Source organism: Pseudomonas sp. 05N432 (assembly GCF_056396945.1).
In genome coordinates this window covers 196967-216741 of sequence record NZ_JBFTMM010000016.1, presented here as the reverse complement: position 1 = coordinate 216741, position 19775 = coordinate 196967, and the positions used below count along the sequence as shown (strand labels likewise).

15 protein-coding genes and 3 pseudogenes are annotated in these 19775 nt (G+C 55.3%); 7 read left to right on the top strand and 11 right to left on the bottom strand.

What is annotated here, in order from left to right; all coding sequences use genetic code 11:
- Positions 1-51: 51 nt before the first annotated feature.
- Together AC1DHT_RS19010 and AC1DHT_RS19005 are read right to left on the bottom strand one after the other, a co-directional pair.
- Entirely contained in the window at positions 52-546 is a 495-nt protein-coding gene (locus tag AC1DHT_RS19010) for a DUF934 domain-containing protein (RefSeq protein WP_427536953.1), read from the bottom strand.
- Complete coding sequence (locus AC1DHT_RS19005) at positions 543-2216, bottom strand: nitrite/sulfite reductase (protein ID WP_427536955.1); 1674 nt, start codon at positions 2214-2216, stop codon at positions 543-545. The genes AC1DHT_RS19010 and AC1DHT_RS19005 overlap by 4 nt, the downstream gene beginning before the upstream one ends.
- 318 nt (positions 2217-2534) lie before the next feature.
- Here AC1DHT_RS19005 and ccoN point away from each other — a divergent pair, with 318 nt between their 5' ends.
- The 3 genes from ccoN (at position 2535) to AC1DHT_RS18990 (ending at position 4944) form a co-directional block, all read left to right on the top strand.
- The gene (gene ccoN / locus AC1DHT_RS19000) at positions 2535-3962 is read left to right on the top strand and encodes a cytochrome-c oxidase, cbb3-type subunit I (protein ID WP_427529169.1); all 1428 of its coding nucleotides are present in this window, start codon (positions 2535-2537) and stop codon (positions 3960-3962) included.
- A 58-nt stretch (positions 3963-4020) separates the two neighbouring features.
- Entirely contained in the window at positions 4021-4242 is a 222-nt protein-coding gene (locus AC1DHT_RS18995; RefSeq protein WP_427536957.1) for a cbb3-type cytochrome c oxidase subunit 3, read from the top strand.
- Positions 4243-4422: 180 nt separating this feature from the next.
- Positions 4423-4944 (top strand): GNAT family N-acetyltransferase, encoded by a 522-nt coding sequence (locus AC1DHT_RS18990; RefSeq protein ID WP_427537205.1) that lies wholly within the window; start codon positions 4423-4425, stop codon positions 4942-4944.
- 179 nt (positions 4945-5123) lie between these two features.
- On the opposite strand, the gene AC1DHT_RS18985 is transcribed toward AC1DHT_RS18990, so the two are convergent.
- The 7 genes and pseudogenes from AC1DHT_RS18985 to AC1DHT_RS18955 form a co-directional block, all read right to left on the bottom strand.
- Positions 5124-6374 (bottom strand): ATP-grasp domain-containing protein, encoded by a 1251-nt coding sequence (locus tag AC1DHT_RS18985; RefSeq protein ID WP_427536959.1) that lies wholly within the window; start codon positions 6372-6374, stop codon positions 5124-5126.
- Positions 6371-7297 carry an EamA family transporter gene (locus AC1DHT_RS18980; protein WP_427536961.1) on the bottom strand — a complete coding sequence of 309 codons (927 nt, stop codon included), beginning with the start codon at positions 7295-7297 and terminating at the stop codon, positions 6371-6373. The genes AC1DHT_RS18985 and AC1DHT_RS18980 overlap by 4 nt, the downstream gene beginning before the upstream one ends.
- 13 nt (positions 7298-7310) lie before the next feature.
- Positions 7311-7982 (bottom strand): YggS family pyridoxal phosphate-dependent enzyme, encoded by a 672-nt coding sequence (locus AC1DHT_RS18975; protein ID WP_427536963.1) that lies wholly within the window; start codon positions 7980-7982, stop codon positions 7311-7313.
- A complete protein-coding gene (locus AC1DHT_RS18970) occupies positions 7982-8545 on the bottom strand; it encodes a phosphoribosyltransferase family protein (protein ID WP_427536965.1) in 564 nt (187 codons plus the stop codon). The genes AC1DHT_RS18975 and AC1DHT_RS18970 overlap by 1 nt, the downstream gene beginning before the upstream one ends.
- Positions 8546-8562: 17 nt before the next feature.
- Positions 8563-9513: a cysteine synthase family protein gene (locus tag AC1DHT_RS18965; RefSeq protein ID WP_427536967.1), complete on the bottom strand. Its 951-nt coding sequence runs from the start codon at positions 9511-9513 to the stop codon at positions 8563-8565.
- A gap of 364 nt (positions 9514-9877) precedes the next feature.
- On the bottom strand, positions 9878-10372 hold the full coding sequence (locus AC1DHT_RS18960) for a hypothetical protein (protein WP_427536969.1): 495 nt from the start codon (positions 10370-10372) through the stop codon (positions 9878-9880).
- A gap of 70 nt (positions 10373-10442) precedes the next feature.
- Positions 10443-10998, bottom strand: a pseudogene (locus AC1DHT_RS18955) (helix-turn-helix domain-containing protein).
- Positions 10999-11097: 99 nt separating this feature from the next.
- On the opposite strand from AC1DHT_RS18955, the pseudogene AC1DHT_RS18950 reads away from it, so the two are divergent.
- Positions 11098-11517 (top strand): annotated as a pseudogene (locus AC1DHT_RS18950) (aspartate/glutamate racemase family protein); the annotation flags it as partial.
- Position 11518: 1 nt separating this feature from the next.
- Here AC1DHT_RS18950 and AC1DHT_RS18945 read toward each other — a convergent pair.
- Positions 11519-11680 (bottom strand): annotated as a pseudogene (locus AC1DHT_RS18945) (GNAT family N-acetyltransferase); the annotation flags it as partial.
- A gap of 181 nt (positions 11681-11861) precedes the next feature.
- Between AC1DHT_RS18945 and pdxR the strand changes: the two are divergent.
- From pdxR to AC1DHT_RS18930, 3 genes are all read left to right on the top strand, one after another.
- Entirely contained in the window at positions 11862-13295 is a 1434-nt protein-coding gene (gene pdxR, locus AC1DHT_RS18940; RefSeq protein WP_427536970.1) for a MocR-like pyridoxine biosynthesis transcription factor PdxR, read from the top strand.
- A gap of 126 nt (positions 13296-13421) precedes the next feature.
- A complete protein-coding gene (locus AC1DHT_RS18935; protein ID WP_427536972.1) occupies positions 13422-13715 on the top strand; it encodes a putative quinol monooxygenase in 294 nt (97 codons plus the stop codon).
- Between the two features lie 245 nt (positions 13716-13960).
- Positions 13961-14401 carry a hypothetical protein gene (locus AC1DHT_RS18930; protein WP_427536974.1) on the top strand — a complete coding sequence of 147 codons (441 nt, stop codon included), beginning with the start codon at positions 13961-13963 and terminating at the stop codon, positions 14399-14401.
- Between the two features lie 188 nt (positions 14402-14589).
- On the opposite strand, the gene AC1DHT_RS18925 is transcribed toward AC1DHT_RS18930, so the two are convergent.
- Positions 14590-19491 carry an NAD-glutamate dehydrogenase gene (locus AC1DHT_RS18925; protein ID WP_477761430.1) on the bottom strand — a complete coding sequence of 1634 codons (4902 nt, stop codon included), beginning with the start codon at positions 19489-19491 and terminating at the stop codon, positions 14590-14592.
- Positions 19492-19775 lie beyond the last annotated feature (284 nt).

Sequence of the window (19775 nt, the reverse complement as noted above, 5' to 3'; positions counted from 1 at the left end):
ACCCACGCAACAGTGGGTGCACACATCACCCAGATCTGTTGAACGTATTGATCAGCGTCGGCGAAACAACGGTCGTGGCTCGATCACCGAACGACCGTAATGCACGCTCATCCCCACCAGCCCCTTGAGGGCATCTTCAGCGCATTTGTCTTCACGCACCGCGAACGCATCGAAACCGCATTGGCGCATATGGCTGAGCTGGTCGCGCAGCACATCGCCAATCGCCCGCAACTCCCCCGCCCAGCCCAAACGCGTGCGCAACAGGTAAGCCTGGCTGTAAGCCCGGCCATCGCGGAAACTCGGGAACTCCAGCGCGATCATGGGGATCAGCTTGAGCCACGGCTTGAGACTTTCGACATCGTCATCCGGCCCCAGCCATACCGCGTCTCGTGACGGATGATGTTCAATACGGCGCATCAGCCACAAGGCCAGCGGCAAGATCAGCGGCCCCGTTGGCAGTTCGCTTTCCAGGTCCCTGACCAGTGTCCACGGATCGTCATTGACCTTAAGCGCAACACCTTCCTCCAATCGCAGCAGATTATTCATGCGACGACCTCCAGGCTCTTGGGATAAACGCGCTCCTTGAACGGCTCCAGACCGATGCGCTGCAAGGTATCGACAAACAGTTCTTCACTCTCGCGGTAGCGGACAAAGGTCGCGATGATCCGCTCGATCACCTGCGGTACTTCGGCGGCGCTGAACGACGGGCCGATGACCTTGCCCAACGCGCTGTTCTTGCCCTGTGATCCGCCGAGGGTGATCTGGTACCACTCGCTGCCATTCTTATCGACGCCGAGAATGCCGATATTACCGATGTGGTGATGACCACAGGCATTCATGCAGCCAGAGATGTTGAGGCTGATGTCGCCCAGGTCGTGAAGGTAATCCAGGTCATCGAAGCGTGCCTGGATCGCTTGGGCGATGGGGATCGACTTGGCATTGGCCAGCGCGCAGAAATCGCCGCCGGGGCAGGCAATGATGTCGGTCAGCAAACCGACGTTGGCGCAGCCCAGTCCGTGCTCGCAGGCAAGGCGCCACAATGCGTACAAGTCAGCCTTGGGTACATCCGGCAGGACAATGTTCTGTTCATGGGCAATACGGATTTCACCGAAACCGAACTGCTCGGACCAGTCGGCCACTGCGTCCATCTGCACGCCAGTGACATCACCTGGCGGTGAGGCCATGCCGGGTTTGGTCGACAGCACCACGCTGGTGTAGCCCGGTACTTTGTGCGGCTGCACGTTACGCGCAACCCAACGTGCGAACGCCGGGTTCTCGGTCAGGCGAGTACCGAAGTCCAGGTCGGTGTCGGCCAGTGGCTCATAGGCAGGCGGTACGAACGCGCTGGCGACGCGCTGGTATTCGACGTCGGTCAATTGCGCCGGGCCATCCTTGAGGTGTTGCCACTCCTGTTCGACTTCCTGGGCGAAGGCCTCGATGCCCAGCGCCTTGACCAGAATCTTGATCCGCGCCTTGTACTTGTTGTCACGCCGGCCATGGCGGTTATACACCCGCAACACCGCCTCGACATAAGACAACAAGTGCTGCCACGGCAACCCTTCACGGATCTGCAAGCCGAGGATCGGTGTGCGCCCCAGGCCGCCGCCGACGATCACTCGCAGCAGCATCTGCCCGGCCGCGTCGCGGTAAAGGTAGAGGCCGATGTCATGCATCATGATTGCTGCGCGGTCGTGTTCCGCCGAGCAGATGGCGATCTTGAATTTGCGCGGCAAAAACAGGAATTCGGGGTTGATGGTCGACCACTGCCGGAGGATTTCCGCCAGGGGCCGTGGGTCGATCAGCTCATCCGCCGCCACCCCGGCAAAGGCTTCGGTGGTGATGTTGCGCACGCAGTTGCCGGAGGTCTGGATCGCATGCATTTCGACCTGGGCGAGGCGCTCGAGGATGTCCGGCACCTGGGCCAGTTCGATCCAGTTGAACTGCATGTTCTGCCGGGTGGTGAAGTGCCCGTAACCCCGATCGTAATCCCGGGCGATGCTCGCCAGCGTACGCATCTGCCGGGCACTCAGGGTGCCGTAGGGAATGGCCACTCGCAGCATGTAGGCGTGCTTTTGCATGTACAGGCCGTTCTGCAGGCGCAATGGCAAAAACTCTTCCTCACTCAAGGCTCCAGCCATGAACCGCTCGACCTGATCGCGAAACTGTGCAACCCGTTCAAAGACCAGGGCCCGGTCATAGTCATCGTATTGATACATGGTCCTACCTCATCAGTGCTGACCCCAAACCCACAGAACACGTAGCAGCTGCCGAGCCCGCGAGGCTGCTGCTACGGGTGGGTAACCAGGGTTCTTGTGTGGTGGTGACTATGCAGTAGCGGCTCAGGTGGTTACAGATTCAGCTAAAGACTAAAAAACCATATCAGGGCGCGGCAGATCACCGCAGGCAGGCCCTGCATCTGATCCGTATTAATGCAGTTTTTCTGAGTCTGTTTTGTTTCGACCAGGGTTTCTACAGTTGACCGCATGCCAGACCGGGTGGCCTGGCAAGACTTTGCAACCGTGGAAGCATTGACCATGAGCACAGCAGCAATCGGACAGGCCTATAACTACAAGGTCGTCCGCCAATTCGTCGTGGCAACAGTGGTATGGGGTGTTATCGGGATGGCGATGGGCGTGTGGATCGCCTCGCAACTGGTGTGGCCGGAGGCGAACCTCGATTTGCCCTGGACCACCTTTGGCCGCTTGCGTCCGTTGCACACCAGCCTGGTGATTTTCGGTTTTGCCGGCAGCGCACAATTTGCCGCCAGTTACTACGCGGTGCAGCGCACCTGCCAGGTGCGACTGTACAGCGACAAACTCGCCGCCTTCACCTTCTGGGGCTGGCAATCGGTGATCGTCAGCATGCTGATCACCCTCCCCCTGGGCTACACCACCACCAAGGAATACGCCGAGATCGAATTCTCCGGCGCGGTGTGGATGACGGTGGTCTGGGTCGCCTACGCCATCGTGTTTTTCACCACCGTGGTGCAGCGCAAGACCAAGCACATCTATGTCGGCAACTGGTTCTTCGGTGCGTTCATTGTGGTGATCGCCATGCTGCACGTAGTCAATCACCTGTCGATTCCAGTGGGCTGGTTCAAGTCCTATCCGGTGTATTCCGGAGCTACCGATGCGATGGTGCAGTGGTGGTATGGGCACAACGCGGTGGGCTTCTTCCTCACCACCGGCTTCCTCGGGATGATGTATTACTTCGTGCCGAAACAGGTCGGCCGGCCGGTGTATTCCTATCGGTTGTCGATCGTGCATTTCTGGGCGCTGATCACCCTGTACATCTGGGCCGGCCCGCACCACTTGCACTACACCGCACTGCCGGACTGGGCGCAATCACTGGGCATGGCGATGTCGCTGATCCTGCTGGCGCCGAGCTGGGGCGGCATGATCAACGGCATGATGACGCTCTCGGGCGCCTGGCATAAGCTGCGCACTGACCCGATTCTGCGGTTTTTGGTGCTGTCGCTGGCGTTCTACGGCATGTCGACCTTCGAAGGGCCGATGATGGCGATCAAAACAGTCAATGCCCTCTCCCACTACACCGACTGGACCATCGGCCACGTACACGCCGGTGCACTCGGCTGGGTGGCGATGATCACCTTCGGTTCGCTGTACCACATGATCCCGAAAGTCTTCGGCCGCGAGCAGATGTACAGCATCGGCCTGATCAACACGCACTTTTGGCTCGCCACCATCGGCACCGTGCTCTACATCGCCTCGATGTGGGTCAACGGCATTACCCAGGGCCTGATGTGGCGCGCCATCAACGACGATGGCACGCTGACCTATTCCTTCGTCGAGACTCTGGTGGCCAGCCATCCTGGCTTCATCGTGCGTTTCGTCGGCGGTGTGTTCTTCCTCAGCGGCATGTTGCTGATGGCTTACAACACCTGGCGCACCGTGCGGGTCGCCGACCTGAAAATCGCTGAGCAAGAAGCACAGATCGCTTGATCCGGCCCATGACGCAAGCCGCACCGGCTTGCGTCTCTCACCTCAGGAATTGTTCGTCATGATCGAAGTCATGTTGGATCTGTTGGGCGTGGCGTGCCTGTATTTATCGGTGGAGTACTGCTTGCGGCACCAGTCGGCCGAGAGCCTGGACGATGCCAGCCTGATCCCGTTTGCCGATGACCCGGAAGTGGCACGGCGGGTGGAGTTGGCGACGGGCAAGACGGTGAAAGCCGTTGCGCCGGAGGAGGCGAAGGAAGGTTGGGGGAATGTCGAGATTTGAGACTCGCCACAGTGCAGGTTTTGGGATAGAGAGGGATTAATAACCGGATCACCGCCCCCTGATCGAAAGCTGGCTATGCTGTAATTTCGATTGTGGGATCGACCCAATGCCAAACCTCAGTACGGATGGACGAAGCGCATGGCTCTGGTTAATGATCCTCTACAGCTTGTAGGGAAGAATATGATCAACATTCGTGAGGCCACCAAGACCGACCTTGATACTCTACGTAGAATTGGCTGCGAGACCTACCGAGAGCATTTTTCGGCCATCTGGTCTCTTGCCGGCCTGCAGAACTTCCTCAATCAGGACTTTTCGCCCAGTTCACTAGGTAAATCACTCGAATCATCCACTAACCATATGTGGCTTATAGCCTCGGATGACAGCGGCAGGGATGTAGGCTTCTCGAAAATAAACTGGTCAACGCCTGCACCTTTAACGGGTGAAGTGGGCGCAGAGCTTCAAAAAATCTACTTACTCAAATCCGAAGCAGGACGAGGTTATGGAAATCAGCTTTTGCGCTTCATTTGCAACCGTGCGATAGAGCGTGCAGAGCCCTTGCTCTGGCTAGACGTGCTCAAGACCAACGCCAATGCGCGGCGCTTCTATGAGGGCTTCGGCTTCCAGGAAGTCGGTGAGATCCCTTTCAAAACTGACATAGCCGAAATTGGGATGCTGGTAATGGTATACGGACTTTCCCGATAGGAGCGTTCGGTTCCCTCCCTTCGAGGGTCATATCTGCAGCTAATGAGGGTCTGCCACGGCTGCGAAATCTTGATCCAGGCATCGGTGCCTACGAGTCCGACGCCTGGCAAGACATCAATTTTTTGCCTAATGCGTATCGATGTCATACGTCGAACTCGAAGACCCAGCGCGCCGGCTACTCAATTCTGCGTCAGGTAGATAGACTCAGATTCCATTGCGCGAATTTTATGATAGTCAGATTTAATCACTTCAAGATCAGGGTGAACCAGATACACGGTGCCCGGCTGACTAAAGACATCCTTTGTAATTGCTATCTGCTGTCCGTTTTCGGCATAAAAAACAGCTTCAAAAAAAGACTCCAGCTTGTCAAGCTCACTTAAAAACAAGTCTTTATTGAAAGTACCCGCCGAGCGATTTATCAAGCACACATTGTAAGAGTTCTGAAAAAGCTCATAATCGACACCTGACTCTATGAGTTGCTCAAAAGCTGCAGGTTCAGTAATAGCCATAGCGGCCGCTTTAATCTGCCCGAACCTTGTTGTTTGCGCGGAGACAGTATCTCTAAGTATTCCATCGGTTCTCGCCGCAATCTCCACGAGTTTAGGACCGTCAGTGGTAAGCATTACTTCAGCGTGGCTTGGGCCATTTTTAATACCCAAACACAAAACCACCTTCCGGGTATAGTCGACAAGACTTTTATAGACGCTCGACCTCGCGTCAATCATCTCATCAATATCATAAATAATGCTACCCGTATCCAGCAGCAGCTTCTTATACCTGACAACTTCAGTTACTAATTGTTTCCCATTCAAAGAAACCATATTGACGACATATTCAGTGCCGGCAAGATATTCTTGTATCAGAACATGCACATTATCAATATTTAGCTTGTTCTTTGTTCCAAATATTTGAGTAAATGCGACTTCAGCCTCTTTCAGATCATTACAAATGTAGACTCCGTCGGCACCTGCGCTCTCAAGAGGCTTCAGCACTACTGGAAATTTATCATGTACCTCTATCCAGGCCCGAGCCGAACTCCATGCATCAACAATTGTCTGTTTGGCTGCTGGCAAACCCGCGTCAGCAATACGCTTGATCATTTCATATTTATTTCTACGAGCTATCGTTTTATCGAACTCGTTACTGTACGAAAGCCCAACTCTGTCATTGAGCACATCAGCTAAAAGCACGCCGCTTTCGGCGCCTGCAATAATGACGTCTGGATTAAAGTCTTTTACCAAGGAGACCGTAGAGACCAGATCTTCGTTTGTGACCGCATCTTCATAAATAGAAAAATCGAAGCCGACATAGTAATAATCATCAATATTCCGACTAGAAGCCACATGCAATAAAACACAGCCATCCGTGTGTAATTTTTTCGCCAGAAACTTACCAGAGGAAAACCCGTCGACAACAACAATCCTGATCATTTCAAACCTCGCCTTGCTGCGTTAATTTTATGAAGCGCCAACACACCCAACAGCAACACTATAATCACTATCGCAGCGATACTCGGGGCCGAAAACTCGACCCTGGAGTCTAAATACTGCAATATCAACGTAAACACTGGAAGGGTTAGGAGCACGAGAGAAACGTGTATTGAACTCAGATGAAATATAGTCTTCTGAATTAAATAGATTGGGAGCAAGTGCCCCACAACGACAAGAATCATCATGGGGACTACCAGGTTGCTTGTCACGCCGAATGAGGCGCCGCTGCTGAGTACAAAGAAAACACACAACACGATCATTACTATGTTTCTAGTTGCAAGTATCTCGGAAACAGCCCACGCTCGGGAAAACAGTTTTTTTGAAACTATCGTATACAGTACTGTGCCCAGCGCGCAAAGCACGACGCTAATTATCCCCAACGTCCGTTGTTCTTTTGTGGTGGAGGAAATACCGCTATCACCAATAAATGAGTTGTATAGCATGACACCTACTGACAACAACACCAGATAGGAAATCACTGTTTCTATCCTGCCTGTCTTTCCACTCTCTTTATCAAACGCAGAAATAATCAGAGTGAGTGCGGGCCCGCAGGCAACTGACGCGACCCCAACGACTGCAGGTTCTAAGTAGCGAAGAGCGTAAAACAGCCCTCCCCAGTTGAACAAAACAGAAACGTTCGCCAGGATGACGAAAGCAAAGTCTCTTTTAAGCTTGAACAGCAATGACGTTTTGTTCTTGAGCAAGGCGTAAGCTAAAAACAGCGTCGCCGAGGAAATAAAGCAGTAGAAGATCACGACCATTGTACTGATGGTCTGAGTCAGGAATGCGACATATACGTCGAATGCCGCACTAATAAAACAGAATAGCAGGCCAAGTAATACGCCGTGATTCTTCAAAGTCATACCGTTAGCCTATTCATTCTTTGTGGGAGTTTCGTTCGCCGAATATCATGCTGCCTACTCGAAGCATGGTACTGCCGTTTTCGAGAGCGACCCGATAGTCAGCACTCATGCCCATGCTTAGATTGCCCACGCCATAGATTTCTTTCAGCTTTACCATTTCCTTGAAGAAAACAGCTGGGGGCTCATTATTTGGAGGGATGCACATGAATCCACTTACCCTACCCGGGAGCCTCTCATTTAATTTCTGATAAAGATCGCCTAGATCCTCAATCTGCACACCGGATTTTTGATCTTCTTTACCGATATTTACCTGTATAAGACATTCAATCGGTTTTTGGGTCGCTTCGATTTCATCTGCAATTTTTTCAGCCACAGACAACCTGTCAACTGATTGTATTACGTCAAAAAAAGATACTATCTTTTTTATTTTTTTCGATTGAATTCCACCAATAAAGTGTAACCGAACGTCAGGATACTCCTCTTTCAAGGTCGTCCATTTTTCCACAGCCTCTTCAACCCGGCTTTCAGCAAAAGATCGATGACCTTTTTCCAACAAGATCTTTATCTTCTCTACCGGTTGAAACTTTGAAACCGCTATGAATTCGACACGATCAGCGTTGCCGCTCTCATTAATGGCACTGACAATGTCCGTGTAGTTCATGTCAATATCTAACAGGGCCGTCATTACTCGACCACCTCAACCTTTTCCTTACTTACAAAAATCTTCATTATTGTTTTTACGTTGATACCGGTCTTCTTGAAGACGTTATTCAATCCGTCATTCTGAACTTTTTCTACGGCACAAATAACGTCTACCACCTCGCCACCACTGGCCTTGATGGACTCGACTAAAGAAATGACCGCCCCACCCGTACTTAGCGTGTCATCAATAATTGCTATTCGATCTCCACGACTTATACCGTTGAGATACATTTTCCCTTCGAAATATTCGGAGCTGATATTGACGACATTTGCATTCAACTCATCCAAACTATACGGGTACCATCTTGCCATTGCCATAGGTATACCTGTCAGTATGGAGACTGCGGTAGCCAGTGGAGCGCCTTTGTCCTCCTCGGTGACGATTTTATCGACAGTAAGGTCCATCAACTTTATTACTTTGTACGCAACCTCGAGAAGAACTTCAGGCCTCAAGGCAGGCAGTTGGTCAGTAAACTCATTAACGGTAGTAAGGGCTTTACCGGAATTAACAACCTTGGCACTCTGATACACTTTCTTAAGCAACATTATTCAACATCCATGTATTATTTAACTTCCATGTATTCCGGATAAACACCATCCCACCGGCTCTTGTACTTCCATGAACTATCAAAAAATAGCGTGACAATGTTTTTATTGTCGAACGAACGGCTTATCTGCTCGCAGATGACCAAATTTGCTCCACACGTAGGTCCTATGCCCAAATCATTCTCAGACACAAACTTCTTCATTCTATTCCAGGAGTCATCGCCATCCACAACCATCACTTCGTCAACCAGGTCAGGTACGGTATTGATTGATAACACGCCTGCGCCCAACCCCATCAAATTATGGTGGTGGTGTTCAAACTTCAAACCTTTTCTTGATGCGTACAGCGGGGCGGAACTGTTGACCTCAATGCCAATGGTTTTTATATCTTTATATTCGCGCTTTAAAATTTCTGCAATGCCGGAGAATGTACCTCCAGTGCCAATAGAGCAGATGAAAAAATCTGGCACCACCCCCTTCGCCTTTAGCTCTTCAACTATTTCTTCACCGCAAGAATGCCAGGCTTCTTTATTCAGCAATGTATTGGACTGGTCCAGAAAGTACGTATTCTCGTCATTGTTACTTTCCATATATTCTTTAGCTTTACTGACCGCCCCATTCAAAAACGTTTCTTTGGGCGTCTCTACTATCTCAGCCCCAAAAGAACGAATTTGCTCTTTTCGTTCATCTGTCATTCCTTCCGGCATGAAAATTTTGATTGTGTAGCCTTTTTCTTTACCTATCCATGCGAGCGCTGCACCACCATTGCCTGTAGAGCAGTCGATGAGCGTCATTCCCTTTCTAATGACACCCGTGCTTTCAAGCGTGTTGACTATATTTAGATACGTTCTATCTTTATGACTTCCCGTTGGATTCATGAACTCGCATTTTGAAAAAATACGATTTCCATTATTAGCCAATCTTTCGATTTCCAGGAGGGGGGTATTGCCGATATCACTCAGTTTCATTACCAGTCCTTTTGGTAGCAAGCATTGCGCTTGACGGGTGCCGAAGCTATCAGGTTTTTTTTTAGGAATAAATAGCGCTACTGATTATTTTCAGCATTTGTCCATCGCGCCTTCATCGCAGTGGAATTCTAATTGTCCATGCTCGAACGGAAAAACATTGTGGGAAAATCACCCGGCAGGAAGAACGAATACGTGAAGCCATAAATGCTGTTACTCGCGCCAGATCAAACAGATGCCGACGCGATACCTGCTCTGCATATTTGAAAAACACCTTCTGCGAATATTTGAAAAACCCATTAAATATCAGCTAGTTAAGCCTCTGCGACGAAAATATTTATTTCGCTACTGCAGCGTGCCAATCCCCTCAACCTCGATCCCGCGGTATCAGGCTCTGCAACTGCTGCGCCAGAAAATTCGCGTCGAAAGCAAAGGTGTCCGGGTCTTTCAGGCCGTTGGTCTTGCGCCACTGCCAGTCAGTCGAAGGCGGCTGACACACCAGCGACACACTGCCGTAACGCGCGGCGGTCAAACCCATGACTGCCAGCGAAATCAGCCCACCGGTACCCATCACTTCGGGCACGATTTCCACCGGTTTGCCGGCAATCAGAATGCTCAGTTTTTCGGTCTTGAAGGTCGAGCTCTCAACCGGCACATTCGCCCCGAACGCCACATAGGCTTCGCGGCTCACCTCCAGCAAATGCGGGGCCTTGACCGGTTCCAGCCACTGTTCGATCTGCCCGAACAACTCGCCAATACGCGTCGCCCACACCGCCGATTGGCTTTCAAACAGCTGCTTCTTGTGCGCTTCGCTTTCTGCGTAGTGGCGAAGCATCTCACCCAATTGCTGTACGTTGTCCATTGCTGTGTTCCTTTGGCTGAAGCAGTACTGCGGACTTTGAGCATGGCAGATGCACGCTGCCGGCGTACGACTAAAAGCGTGAGCGGTATTGGCTGGGCGTCATCCCCAGCAATTTGCGAAAGGCACTGCCCATGTGCGACTGGTGGGCGAACCCACTGTCCTGAGCGATTACAGCCAATGGCAGCGAGCTGCGCTCGATCAGCCGCCGCGCTGCCTGCACCCGGACTTCGACCAGGTAGGCGTGAGGCGTGAGGATCGAGCAGCAAACGCCGGGCTTCGCGCCCCAGTGTCAACGCCTGAGCATGGCCGCCAGACTGAACCCGATGAGTGAACAGGGAGCTCGGCTCATCAGCCAACGGTTCGCTCCAGCGCGCCAACAGGTATTCGCCTCCCGCTGCCGATTCGGAAAACACTTCAACGCCTGCCGGGGTGTAGGCCAGCACGCCGGGCCAGGTGTCAAAATCCACCCGACGATCCGAATCGATAGCGTGTACACCCTGCTGACGCTCCAGCGTCACACCGAGGGTTTGCCCGGTTGCCGGATCACGAGCATTGTAGGGCGCACGCGGCAGGAGTTGCAGGCCGAGCTTGCCGCCCAGCAGTTTCTGACTCAGTGGGTCTGGCATGTGAAATTTCCTGATAGATCGAGCCAATGCACCACGGGAAACTCGCTTGTACAGAAGTCAGCCATCACTGGAGCACACCATGCGCACCATTGGTCTTAACAGATTCAGACGGCGATTACCGTGCCGTTTCTACACATTGCCGACCCGGCAGGCCAGGCTGCCCTGGATGCCGGGGCGATGACCGTTGGCTTGCTCGGCACGGCCTTCACCATGGAACAGGACTTCCTTAAGGATCGGCTCAGGGCCAAGGGTTTGACCGTACTGGTCCCGGATGCCGCCGAACGGCAGGCCGTGCACCGGGTCATCTACGACGAACTCTGTGTCGGGGTGATCAGCGACGCCTCACGCAAGATTTACCAGCAGGTCATTGGCGGGCTGACAGCGCGCGGCGCCCAGGCAATCATCCTCGGCTGCACGGAAATCAGCCTGCTGATCAAACCCGAACACAGCGAGCTGCCACTGCTCGACACCACCGGGCTGCATGCGCAAGCAGCGGTGGCGTTCGCCCTGGGCGACTGACTCAGCCAGCCTTGAGCAGACGGCGCAAGCGCACCATGCTCAGGGCATCCACCAGCGCGCCATCGCGTACTGCATACTCGCGAAACAAGCCTTCGGTATCGAAACCAAACTTGCGGTACAGCCCGATCGCCGCTTCGTTATCCGCATACACCGACATGGTGATTCCTCCTTGAAAGCGGCATGGCCATCGAGTCTAAACGGATCATCACCCGGGTGACGACAGCAACAGTGCGACGAGGCGCGAATAGGGATGCGCTGCAACTTCTTCCCGACACCGCAATACGGGTAATCTGGCGCCATGCACGTCTTCCCAATACACCAACTGCCGCAGGAGCCTCGCGGGTATGGAACTACATGTTGTGATCAACGGCCGCAAGGACCTCGCAGGTCAGCTGTATCAGCAACTGCGCAGCGCCATCGAGTCGGGTCGCCTGGCCGCCGGGACACAGCTACCGCCGAGCCGCTTGCTCGCCGAACAATTGGGTATCTCACGCAAGACCATTTCCGATACCTACGCGCAGTTGACCTACGAGAACTTCCTCACCGGAAGGATCGGCAAAGGCACCTACGTCAATGCCCGCCCCTCGGCAATCGTCCGCAAACAGAGCCACTCTGAACTCGCGAGCGCCGACACCCTCGAGCGTTGGCGCAACATGCCGTCGTTCCTGCGCCACCCCACCCTGGAAGGTTCGCTGCGTTACGAGTTCATTGGCGGCGCCACCAGCAAGAGCCAGTTTCCTCAGGATGACTGGCGCCGCTGCACCGCCCATGCACTGCGACAGATTGCCGGTTCCAAGGGTTTTTACAGCGAGCCGGAAGGCCTGCCGGCGCTGCGCAACGCGATCGCCCGGCATATCGCCTTTTCTCGTGGGGTCAATTGCCAGGACGACGATGTGGTGGTGTGCAACGGCGCGCAGCAAGCGCTGGACCTGATCTCCCGCGTACTGACCGAGCCCGGTAGCCTCGTCGCGATGGAAGATCCCGGCTACCCGCCAGCCCGCCTGTTGTTCGCCTCCCACGGTGCCGAAGTGGTCGGAGTGCCGGTGGATGAACAAGGTATTCAGGTCGCGCTGATTCCCGATGGAACCCGGCTGATCTATGTCACGCCCTCGCACCAGTTCCCGCTCGGCATGCCGATGAGCCAGGCACGGCGTGAAGCTCTGCTGGCAAGCGCACATGAGCTGGGCGCGATCATTATCGAGGACGACTACGACAGTGAATTTCGCTACGAGGGCCGACCCACCGACACCCTGCAGAGCATGGATGAGCGCGGGATAGTTGCCTACGTCGGGACTTTTTCGAAAACCCTGCTGCCGGAGTTGCGCCTGGGTTACGCGATTCTGCCGCCGGCCATTCTCGAAGCGGTGATCCGCGCCAAGCAACTGACCGACGTGCACACCTCGACCCTGCCGCAATGGGCGCTGGCCAAATTCATTGCCGAAGGCTGCCTGCTAAAGCACATCCGCCGCTGTCATGCGGTCTATGCCGGGCGGCGCGAGCGCATCCTCGCACGCGTCGCAGGGGACCTTTCGCCCTGGCTCGAAGCGGTGCCAACCTCTGCCGGTTTTCACATGGCGTTGCTGTGTAAAGTCGAGGTGGATGTCCCGCGGGTCATCGCACTGGCGAAAAAACTCGACGTCGGTCTGTATGGCCTGAACGGTTTTTACTATCAGCAAACACCACGGGCCGGGCTGTTCATGGGCTTCGGAGCCATCGAAACCCTGGACATCGATGTAGCCCTGGACCGTTTGCGCGATATTTTGCAGCAAGTCTGTTGAGGTCTATTGGTATGGCGCTTTTACTGCCAATTGGCTGTTGGCCGCTACCGGGCACAGGCCTATCCTGCACATGCGTTATCCCAACCATGAGCGAGCCTCGTCCGGCTTGATACAGGAGCGTGTGCGATGCCCAACGAAATAATCAATACGGTCCAGGTACAGGCCGCCGCTGGCCGCTCGGATGAACTGGGCAAGCAATTGCAGAAGATCGTCGAAACATTGCGTGAGCTCCCAGGCTGCGATTCCTACATGGTTGACCGCTGCCCGGAGGACGACAATCGATGGACGGTCAGTGCCCGCTGGCAGTCCGAAACTGCCATGCAATCACACTTCTACAGCCCGCAAGTTCAAGGTTTCATCAGCCTGATCGACAGCCGACTGGCCAGCAGCGTCGACTTCAACAGTTTCCCCATCGTTTAACGCGTCGATACGATGAACTACTGACGCTATTGAAAAACCAATACCCGCGCTTCCAGCCATAAGTAACAGGGMCTGAACTTTATATTCAGGCCCTGTTTATTTCCTTAAGAAATCAACTACGTACTTTAAAACCCTCCTAAATCAGCCCTCCGACCAGTGGAACTATTGGCTATTTAATTTCTAGCCCACAGGTACTGATTCTGGCAACCAGCGTAAGCCTCACTGCCTTATTAACCGGTTGTTCGGTGCCCACCGCACCAGAAGAACAAGCCACACTGAGCAACTACTTCACGGCACCGGTCATGCACTCCAGCGCCACTCATGTCACCAGCGGTCCGGACGTGTCACTGGGTATTGTCTACAGTCAGAATACCCAGAACAGCCGTGCCTACCTCAAGGACTACCAGGCCAACGCCGGCACCGGTTTCGGCCAGAGCCTGCTGGTGCAGCCGATCCATGACACCAGTCTCAATTACATCGGGACTGCTCAGGGCCATGATGCAAAAAACCTGAGTCCGGTGTGGGCTGATTTTAAACCTGCCACCGAGATAGTTGCCGATATCAATGAACAGCAGAACATTCAAGTTCGCGCTTTGCAACAGTTTGACCAGTCGCTCAGCAATTTACTAAGCAGACCATCAGATAAACTTTCGATGAGTAACGACACGCCCGTCATCGTTCGGTAGGCGCTACCGCAGGCGGCGATCATTTGATCTAGATATTTAAACTTATGTCGCAAGGCAGTTGACGCTGAAAGATCACAGGCTTCGCCTGTTCCTACATCGCCCCCCTGTCGGAGCCCGCATTCTTTAACGTTTAAATTGAAAAAGCCCCGCCTCTCTCGAGACGGGGCTTTTTATTCAGCGCCTGATGATCAGGCTGCAGGCTCCAGCTCAGCGATTGCAGCGGCCGTGACAGGCACCACCGCTTGACCGCTCAACGCCAGGTCCAGCAGTTCACGGTTGGCGACCGCGTACATGGCGTAGTCCGTGCCGCTGGCGGCACGAATGTCCACCAGCATGGCGCGCCAGCGCTCGACCATGTTCTCGTTCTGGTCCATCCACAAGGCCAGACGCGTTTCCACGTCCTGCTCGCCGTTGCCCATTTGCAGGACCGAGATGGTGATCGCCCGTTGCTGCCAGTCGATGTCATCGCGGAACGCTTCACGGGCCAGCGCTTGCCAGTTGTTTTCCACCGGCAGAGCACTGATCTGTTGCAGGTACCAGGTCAGGTCCAGCGCACTGCCCACGGCGAAGTAGGCCTTGGCCACGTCCGCCGCATTCTGGCCAGTCACGTCCGCTGCCTCGATGATTGGCAACAAGGTGTACAGGTGACTGGTGCCTGCAACCATGCGCGCCAGCAACTCAGGTACGCCAGCGGCGACGTAGGCCTGATAGCGGGTCTGCCAGCCTTCGCGGGTCGGGCCTTCCAGCAGTTCGTCGAGCTTGAGGCCCAGCGCTGCCAGATGTGGACCGAAATGCGCGACGTCTCGCGCTGCGTTCTGTTCGTTGCGACGGCTGCGCAGGAACCAGCGAGTGGCACGACGGCCCAGACGCATCAGTTCATCCATCAGTTCCAGCTGTACGTCGGCCGACACCTGGTAATCCAGCGCCTCGATCTGACGGAACCAGTGCGGGAGATGGAAGATGTCACGCACGATCACATAAGCGCCGGCCACGTTCGCCGGGCTCATGCCGGTCGACTCTTTGAGTCGCTGAACGAAGGTGATGCCCATGTGGTTGACCAGGTCGTTGGCGATCTGGGTGCTGACGATCTCACGCTTCAGACGGTGACGACGCATGGCCTCGGAGAACTTGCTGACCAGCATCGGCGGGAAAGCGGTTTCCATGTCGCGGGTCAGGTAATCGTCGTCCGGCACCAGGGAGTTGAGCAACTGCTCCTTGAGGTCGATCTTGCTGTAGGAGATCAATACCGACAGCTCGGCACGGGTCAGGCCCTGGCCTGCCGCAACGCGCTCGTTCAGTTGATCTTCCGTCGGCAGGAACTCGATGGCACGGTCCAGCTTGCCACGACCTTCCAGGTCGTTCATCAGACGCTTGTATTCGGCAATTCGCACGTAGGCACGACGGGCTGCCAGGGACAGGGCCTGGGTCTGCTTGTAGTTGTTGCCGAGAACCAGACCGCCGACTTCATCCGTCATGCTGCCGAGCAACTGGTTACGTTGCTTCTCGGTCATGTCGCCAGCCTGCACCACTTCGTTGAGCAGGATCTTGATGTTCACTTCGTGGTCGGAGCAGTCCACGCCACCGGCGTTGTCGATGAAGTCGGTGTTGGAGCCGCCGCCATTGAGACCGAATTCGACACGACCCAGTTGGGTCATACCGAGGTTACCGCCCTCGCCCACGACTTTGCAGCGCAGTTCGTTGCCGTTCACGCGCAGCGCATCGTTGGCCTTGTCGCCGACATCGGCGTGGCTTTCGCTGCTGGCTTTGACGTAGGTACCGATACCGCCGTTCCACAACAGATCCACTGGCGCCTTGAGCAAGGCGTTCAGCAGTTCGGTCGGGGTCAGCTTGTCGGCCTGAATGTCGAAGCRCTCTTTCATCTGCGGGGAAATCGCGATGCTCTTCGCGCTACGGGAGAAGATCCCGCCGCCTTCAGACATGATGCTGGTGTCGTAATCCGACCACGCCGAACGCGGCAGGTCGAACAGACGCTGACGCTCGGCGAAGCTGTTGGCAGGCTCAGGGTTCGGGTCGATGAAGATGTGCAGGTGGTTGAACGCGGCAACCAGTTGCAGCTTGTCGGACATCAGCAAGCCATTACCGAACACGTCACCGGCCATGTCACCAACGCCGACCACTGTGATGCTGTCTTTCTGGACGTTGATGCCGCGCTCGCGGAAGTGACGTTGGACGCCAACCCACGCGCCTTTGGCGGTGATGCCCATTTTCTTGTGGTCATAACCGGCCGAGCCGCCCGACGCGAAGGCGTCACCGAGCCAGAAGCCGTAGTCGATCGCAATACCGTTGGCGATGTCGGAGAAGGTCGCAGTGCCCTTGTCCGCTGCCACTACCAGGTACGGGTCATCGTCGTCATGACGCACGACGTTGGCCGGCGGTACCAGCGCGCCGTCTTTCAGGTTGTCGGTGATGTCCAACAGACCGGAAATGAAGATGCGGTAGCAGGCGATGCCTTCTGCTGCGATCTCATCACGGCTACCGCCCAGTGGCAGGCGACGCGGCAGGAAGCCGCCTTTGGCGCCCACTGGCACGATGACCGAGTTCTTCACTTGCTGGGCTTTTACCAGGCCCAGGACTTCGGTACGGAAATCTTCTTCACGGTCGGACCAGCGCAGACCACCACGAGCCACGTTGCCGAAGCGCAGGTGCACGCCTTCGACGCGCGGCGAGTAAACGAAGATTTCGAACTTCGGTACCGGCTTCGGCAGCTCTGGAATAGCGTGCGGGTTGAACTTGAAGCTGAAGTAGGACTTGTTCTGACCGTTGGCATCGGTCTGGTAGAAGTTGGTCCGCAGGGTTGCCTTGATCAGGTCCAGGTAGCGACGCAGGATGCGGTCTTCGTTCAACACTTGAACGTCGTCCAGAGCACTCAGGATCGCTTGTTCCAGGCGCAGCTGCTTGTCGTCGAGGTCGTCGCTGGTCAGCTTGCGCGCCAGGTAGAAACGGGTCTTGAACAACCGGGTCAACTCGCGAGCGATGTCGGTGTGGTTGTTCAGGGTGCTGGCGATGTAGCCCAGGTCGAAGCCCAGACGAATCTGCTTCAGGTAACGGGCGTAAGCGCGCAGCAGCGCCACGTCGCGCCACGGCAGGCCGGCGGTCAGTACCAGACGGTTGAATGCATCGTTTTCGGCGTCGCCGCGAACGATGTGGACGAAGGCGTCCTGCAGGGTGTCGTTGAGCTGCTGGATATCGAGTTCCAGGCCTTCAGCGGCGGTGAACGCGAAGTCATGAATCCAGAACTCGCGACCGTTGCTGTGACGCAGGCGATACGGGAACTCGCCCAGCACGCGCAGGCCGAGGTTTTCCAGAATTGGCAAGACGTCGGACAGCGCCAGCGGGGTATCGGCGTGGTACAGCTTGCAGTGCAGCTCGCGCTGACCGGACACCTGACCCAGTGGCTGATAGAAGCTCATGACCAGTGGATTCTTTTCGCTCAGGCTCAGCAGGTGCTGCATGTCGACCACGGCCGAATGCGCGGCGAAACGCTCACGGTAGCCGGCCGGGAAGCCTTTCGGGAAGTCGGACAGCACATTGGTGCCCTGGGCTTCGCCGAAGCTTTCGACCACCAGGCTTGCGTAGTCGTCCTGCCAGCTGCGGCAGGCCTGGACCACTTCTTTTTCCAGCAGCAGCGGGTCGATGTCCAGACGGTTCTTCGGGTCGACCCGCAGAATCAGTTGTACACGGGCCAGCACGGACTCGGAGAAGAAGGTCCAGAATTCGCAATCGGTCGCTTTCAGGCGATCCATCAGCACTTGCTGGATCTTCTGACGCACTTCAGTGGAATAGATGTCGCGTGGCACGTAGGCCAGGCAGTAGCAGAAGCGACCATACGGGTCTTTGCGCAGGAACACGCGAATCTTGTTGCGCTCCTGGATCTGCACGATCGACATCACGGTGCTGAACAGTTCGTCGACCGGAGTCTGGAACAGATCGTCACGCGGCAGTACTTCGAGTACCTGGGCCAGTTCCTTGCCCAGGTGCGCCTTGGACTGGAAGCCGGAGCGCTGTTCGATGACATCGACCTTGCGGCGGATGTACGGAATGACCCGCACGCTTTCGCCATACACCGACGAGGTGTACAGGCCCATGAAGCGGCATTCCTTGATGACTTTACCGCTGGCATCGATCTGACGGATCGATACGTAATCCGGGTAAGCCGGACGGTGCACACGGCTTGGGTGCGCAGCCTTGGCGAACGACAGCGGCGTCGGTTCGCGCAGGTAGTTCACGGCGTAGTCTTCGATACGCAGGTCGTCAGCCGTCAGGCCGGCACGCAGCAATCGGGTCAGGCCCAGGAACGAGCTCTGGTCGTACTCGATATGGCCGCCATCCTTGTCGTCGCGAACCACGAACTCTTCGTAACCGAGGAACGTGAAGTGGTTGCCCACCAGCCACTCGAGGAAGCCTTTGATCTCGCTCTTTTCTTCGGCATCGACGGCAAACTTGCTTTTGTCGATGCCTTCGATCAGCTCCTGGACCTTGGCTTTCATCGGTTCGAAATCGGCGACCGCAACGCGGACCTCACCGAGAACCTGCTCCAGCTCCTTGCTCAATACATTGAGCTCGGCGGTATGGGCGCAACGATCGATCTCAAGGTACATCAGCGATTCTTGCAGAATGCCTTCGCCCTGGGTGCCTTTCGGCAGGATTTCCAGCAGTTCGCCCTTGGCGCCGCGACGCACGCTCAGCACCGTGGTTTGCAAGGTATGGATGCTGTAGCCGCGACGGTTCAGCTCGGTGCGCACCGAGTCGACGAGAAATGGCAAGTCATGGTGCAGCACTTCGACCGCTGTGTGGGTCGACTGCCAGCCGTGACGTTCGTAATCGGGGTTGTAAACGCGCACCTGTGGTTGCGCGTGATCAAAGCGCTCAAGCAGGCGCCAGGCAGAAAGGGTGCAGCCGGCGAGGTCGGACAACCGGCGCTGGGTCAGCTCATCGAGGGAAATAATGCCGAAGAATTGTTCAGCGAACAGCGCCACTTGTGGCAGTGACTGTTCACTGATGTGCTGCGCCAGTGCCGCTTGCAGTTGTTGCTGGAAGTCGGCTTTGCTGGCTGCGGTGAAGAACGCCATCTGTGGTACTCCGCTTGGGCTTGTTATTGATGGAAGCGTCGCGTGCAAAACCCCTGTCGGGGCAATCCGTCACCCTGTTCCTGAATCTCGGGCAGAGGTTAACAGGGTGACAGGTGGGTGAAGCTGGACGAGACACTCAGGTCACATTCACCTTCCATAAATGGGCATCTGTAAAAACGACTACCGGGTAGACAAGTAATGTCTTTAGAGGTGCCCATTGGTTGCGCAGCTTATCGGGTGCGACAACCTGCCTGCTTGCGATGCTGCGACATATTCGGTCATAG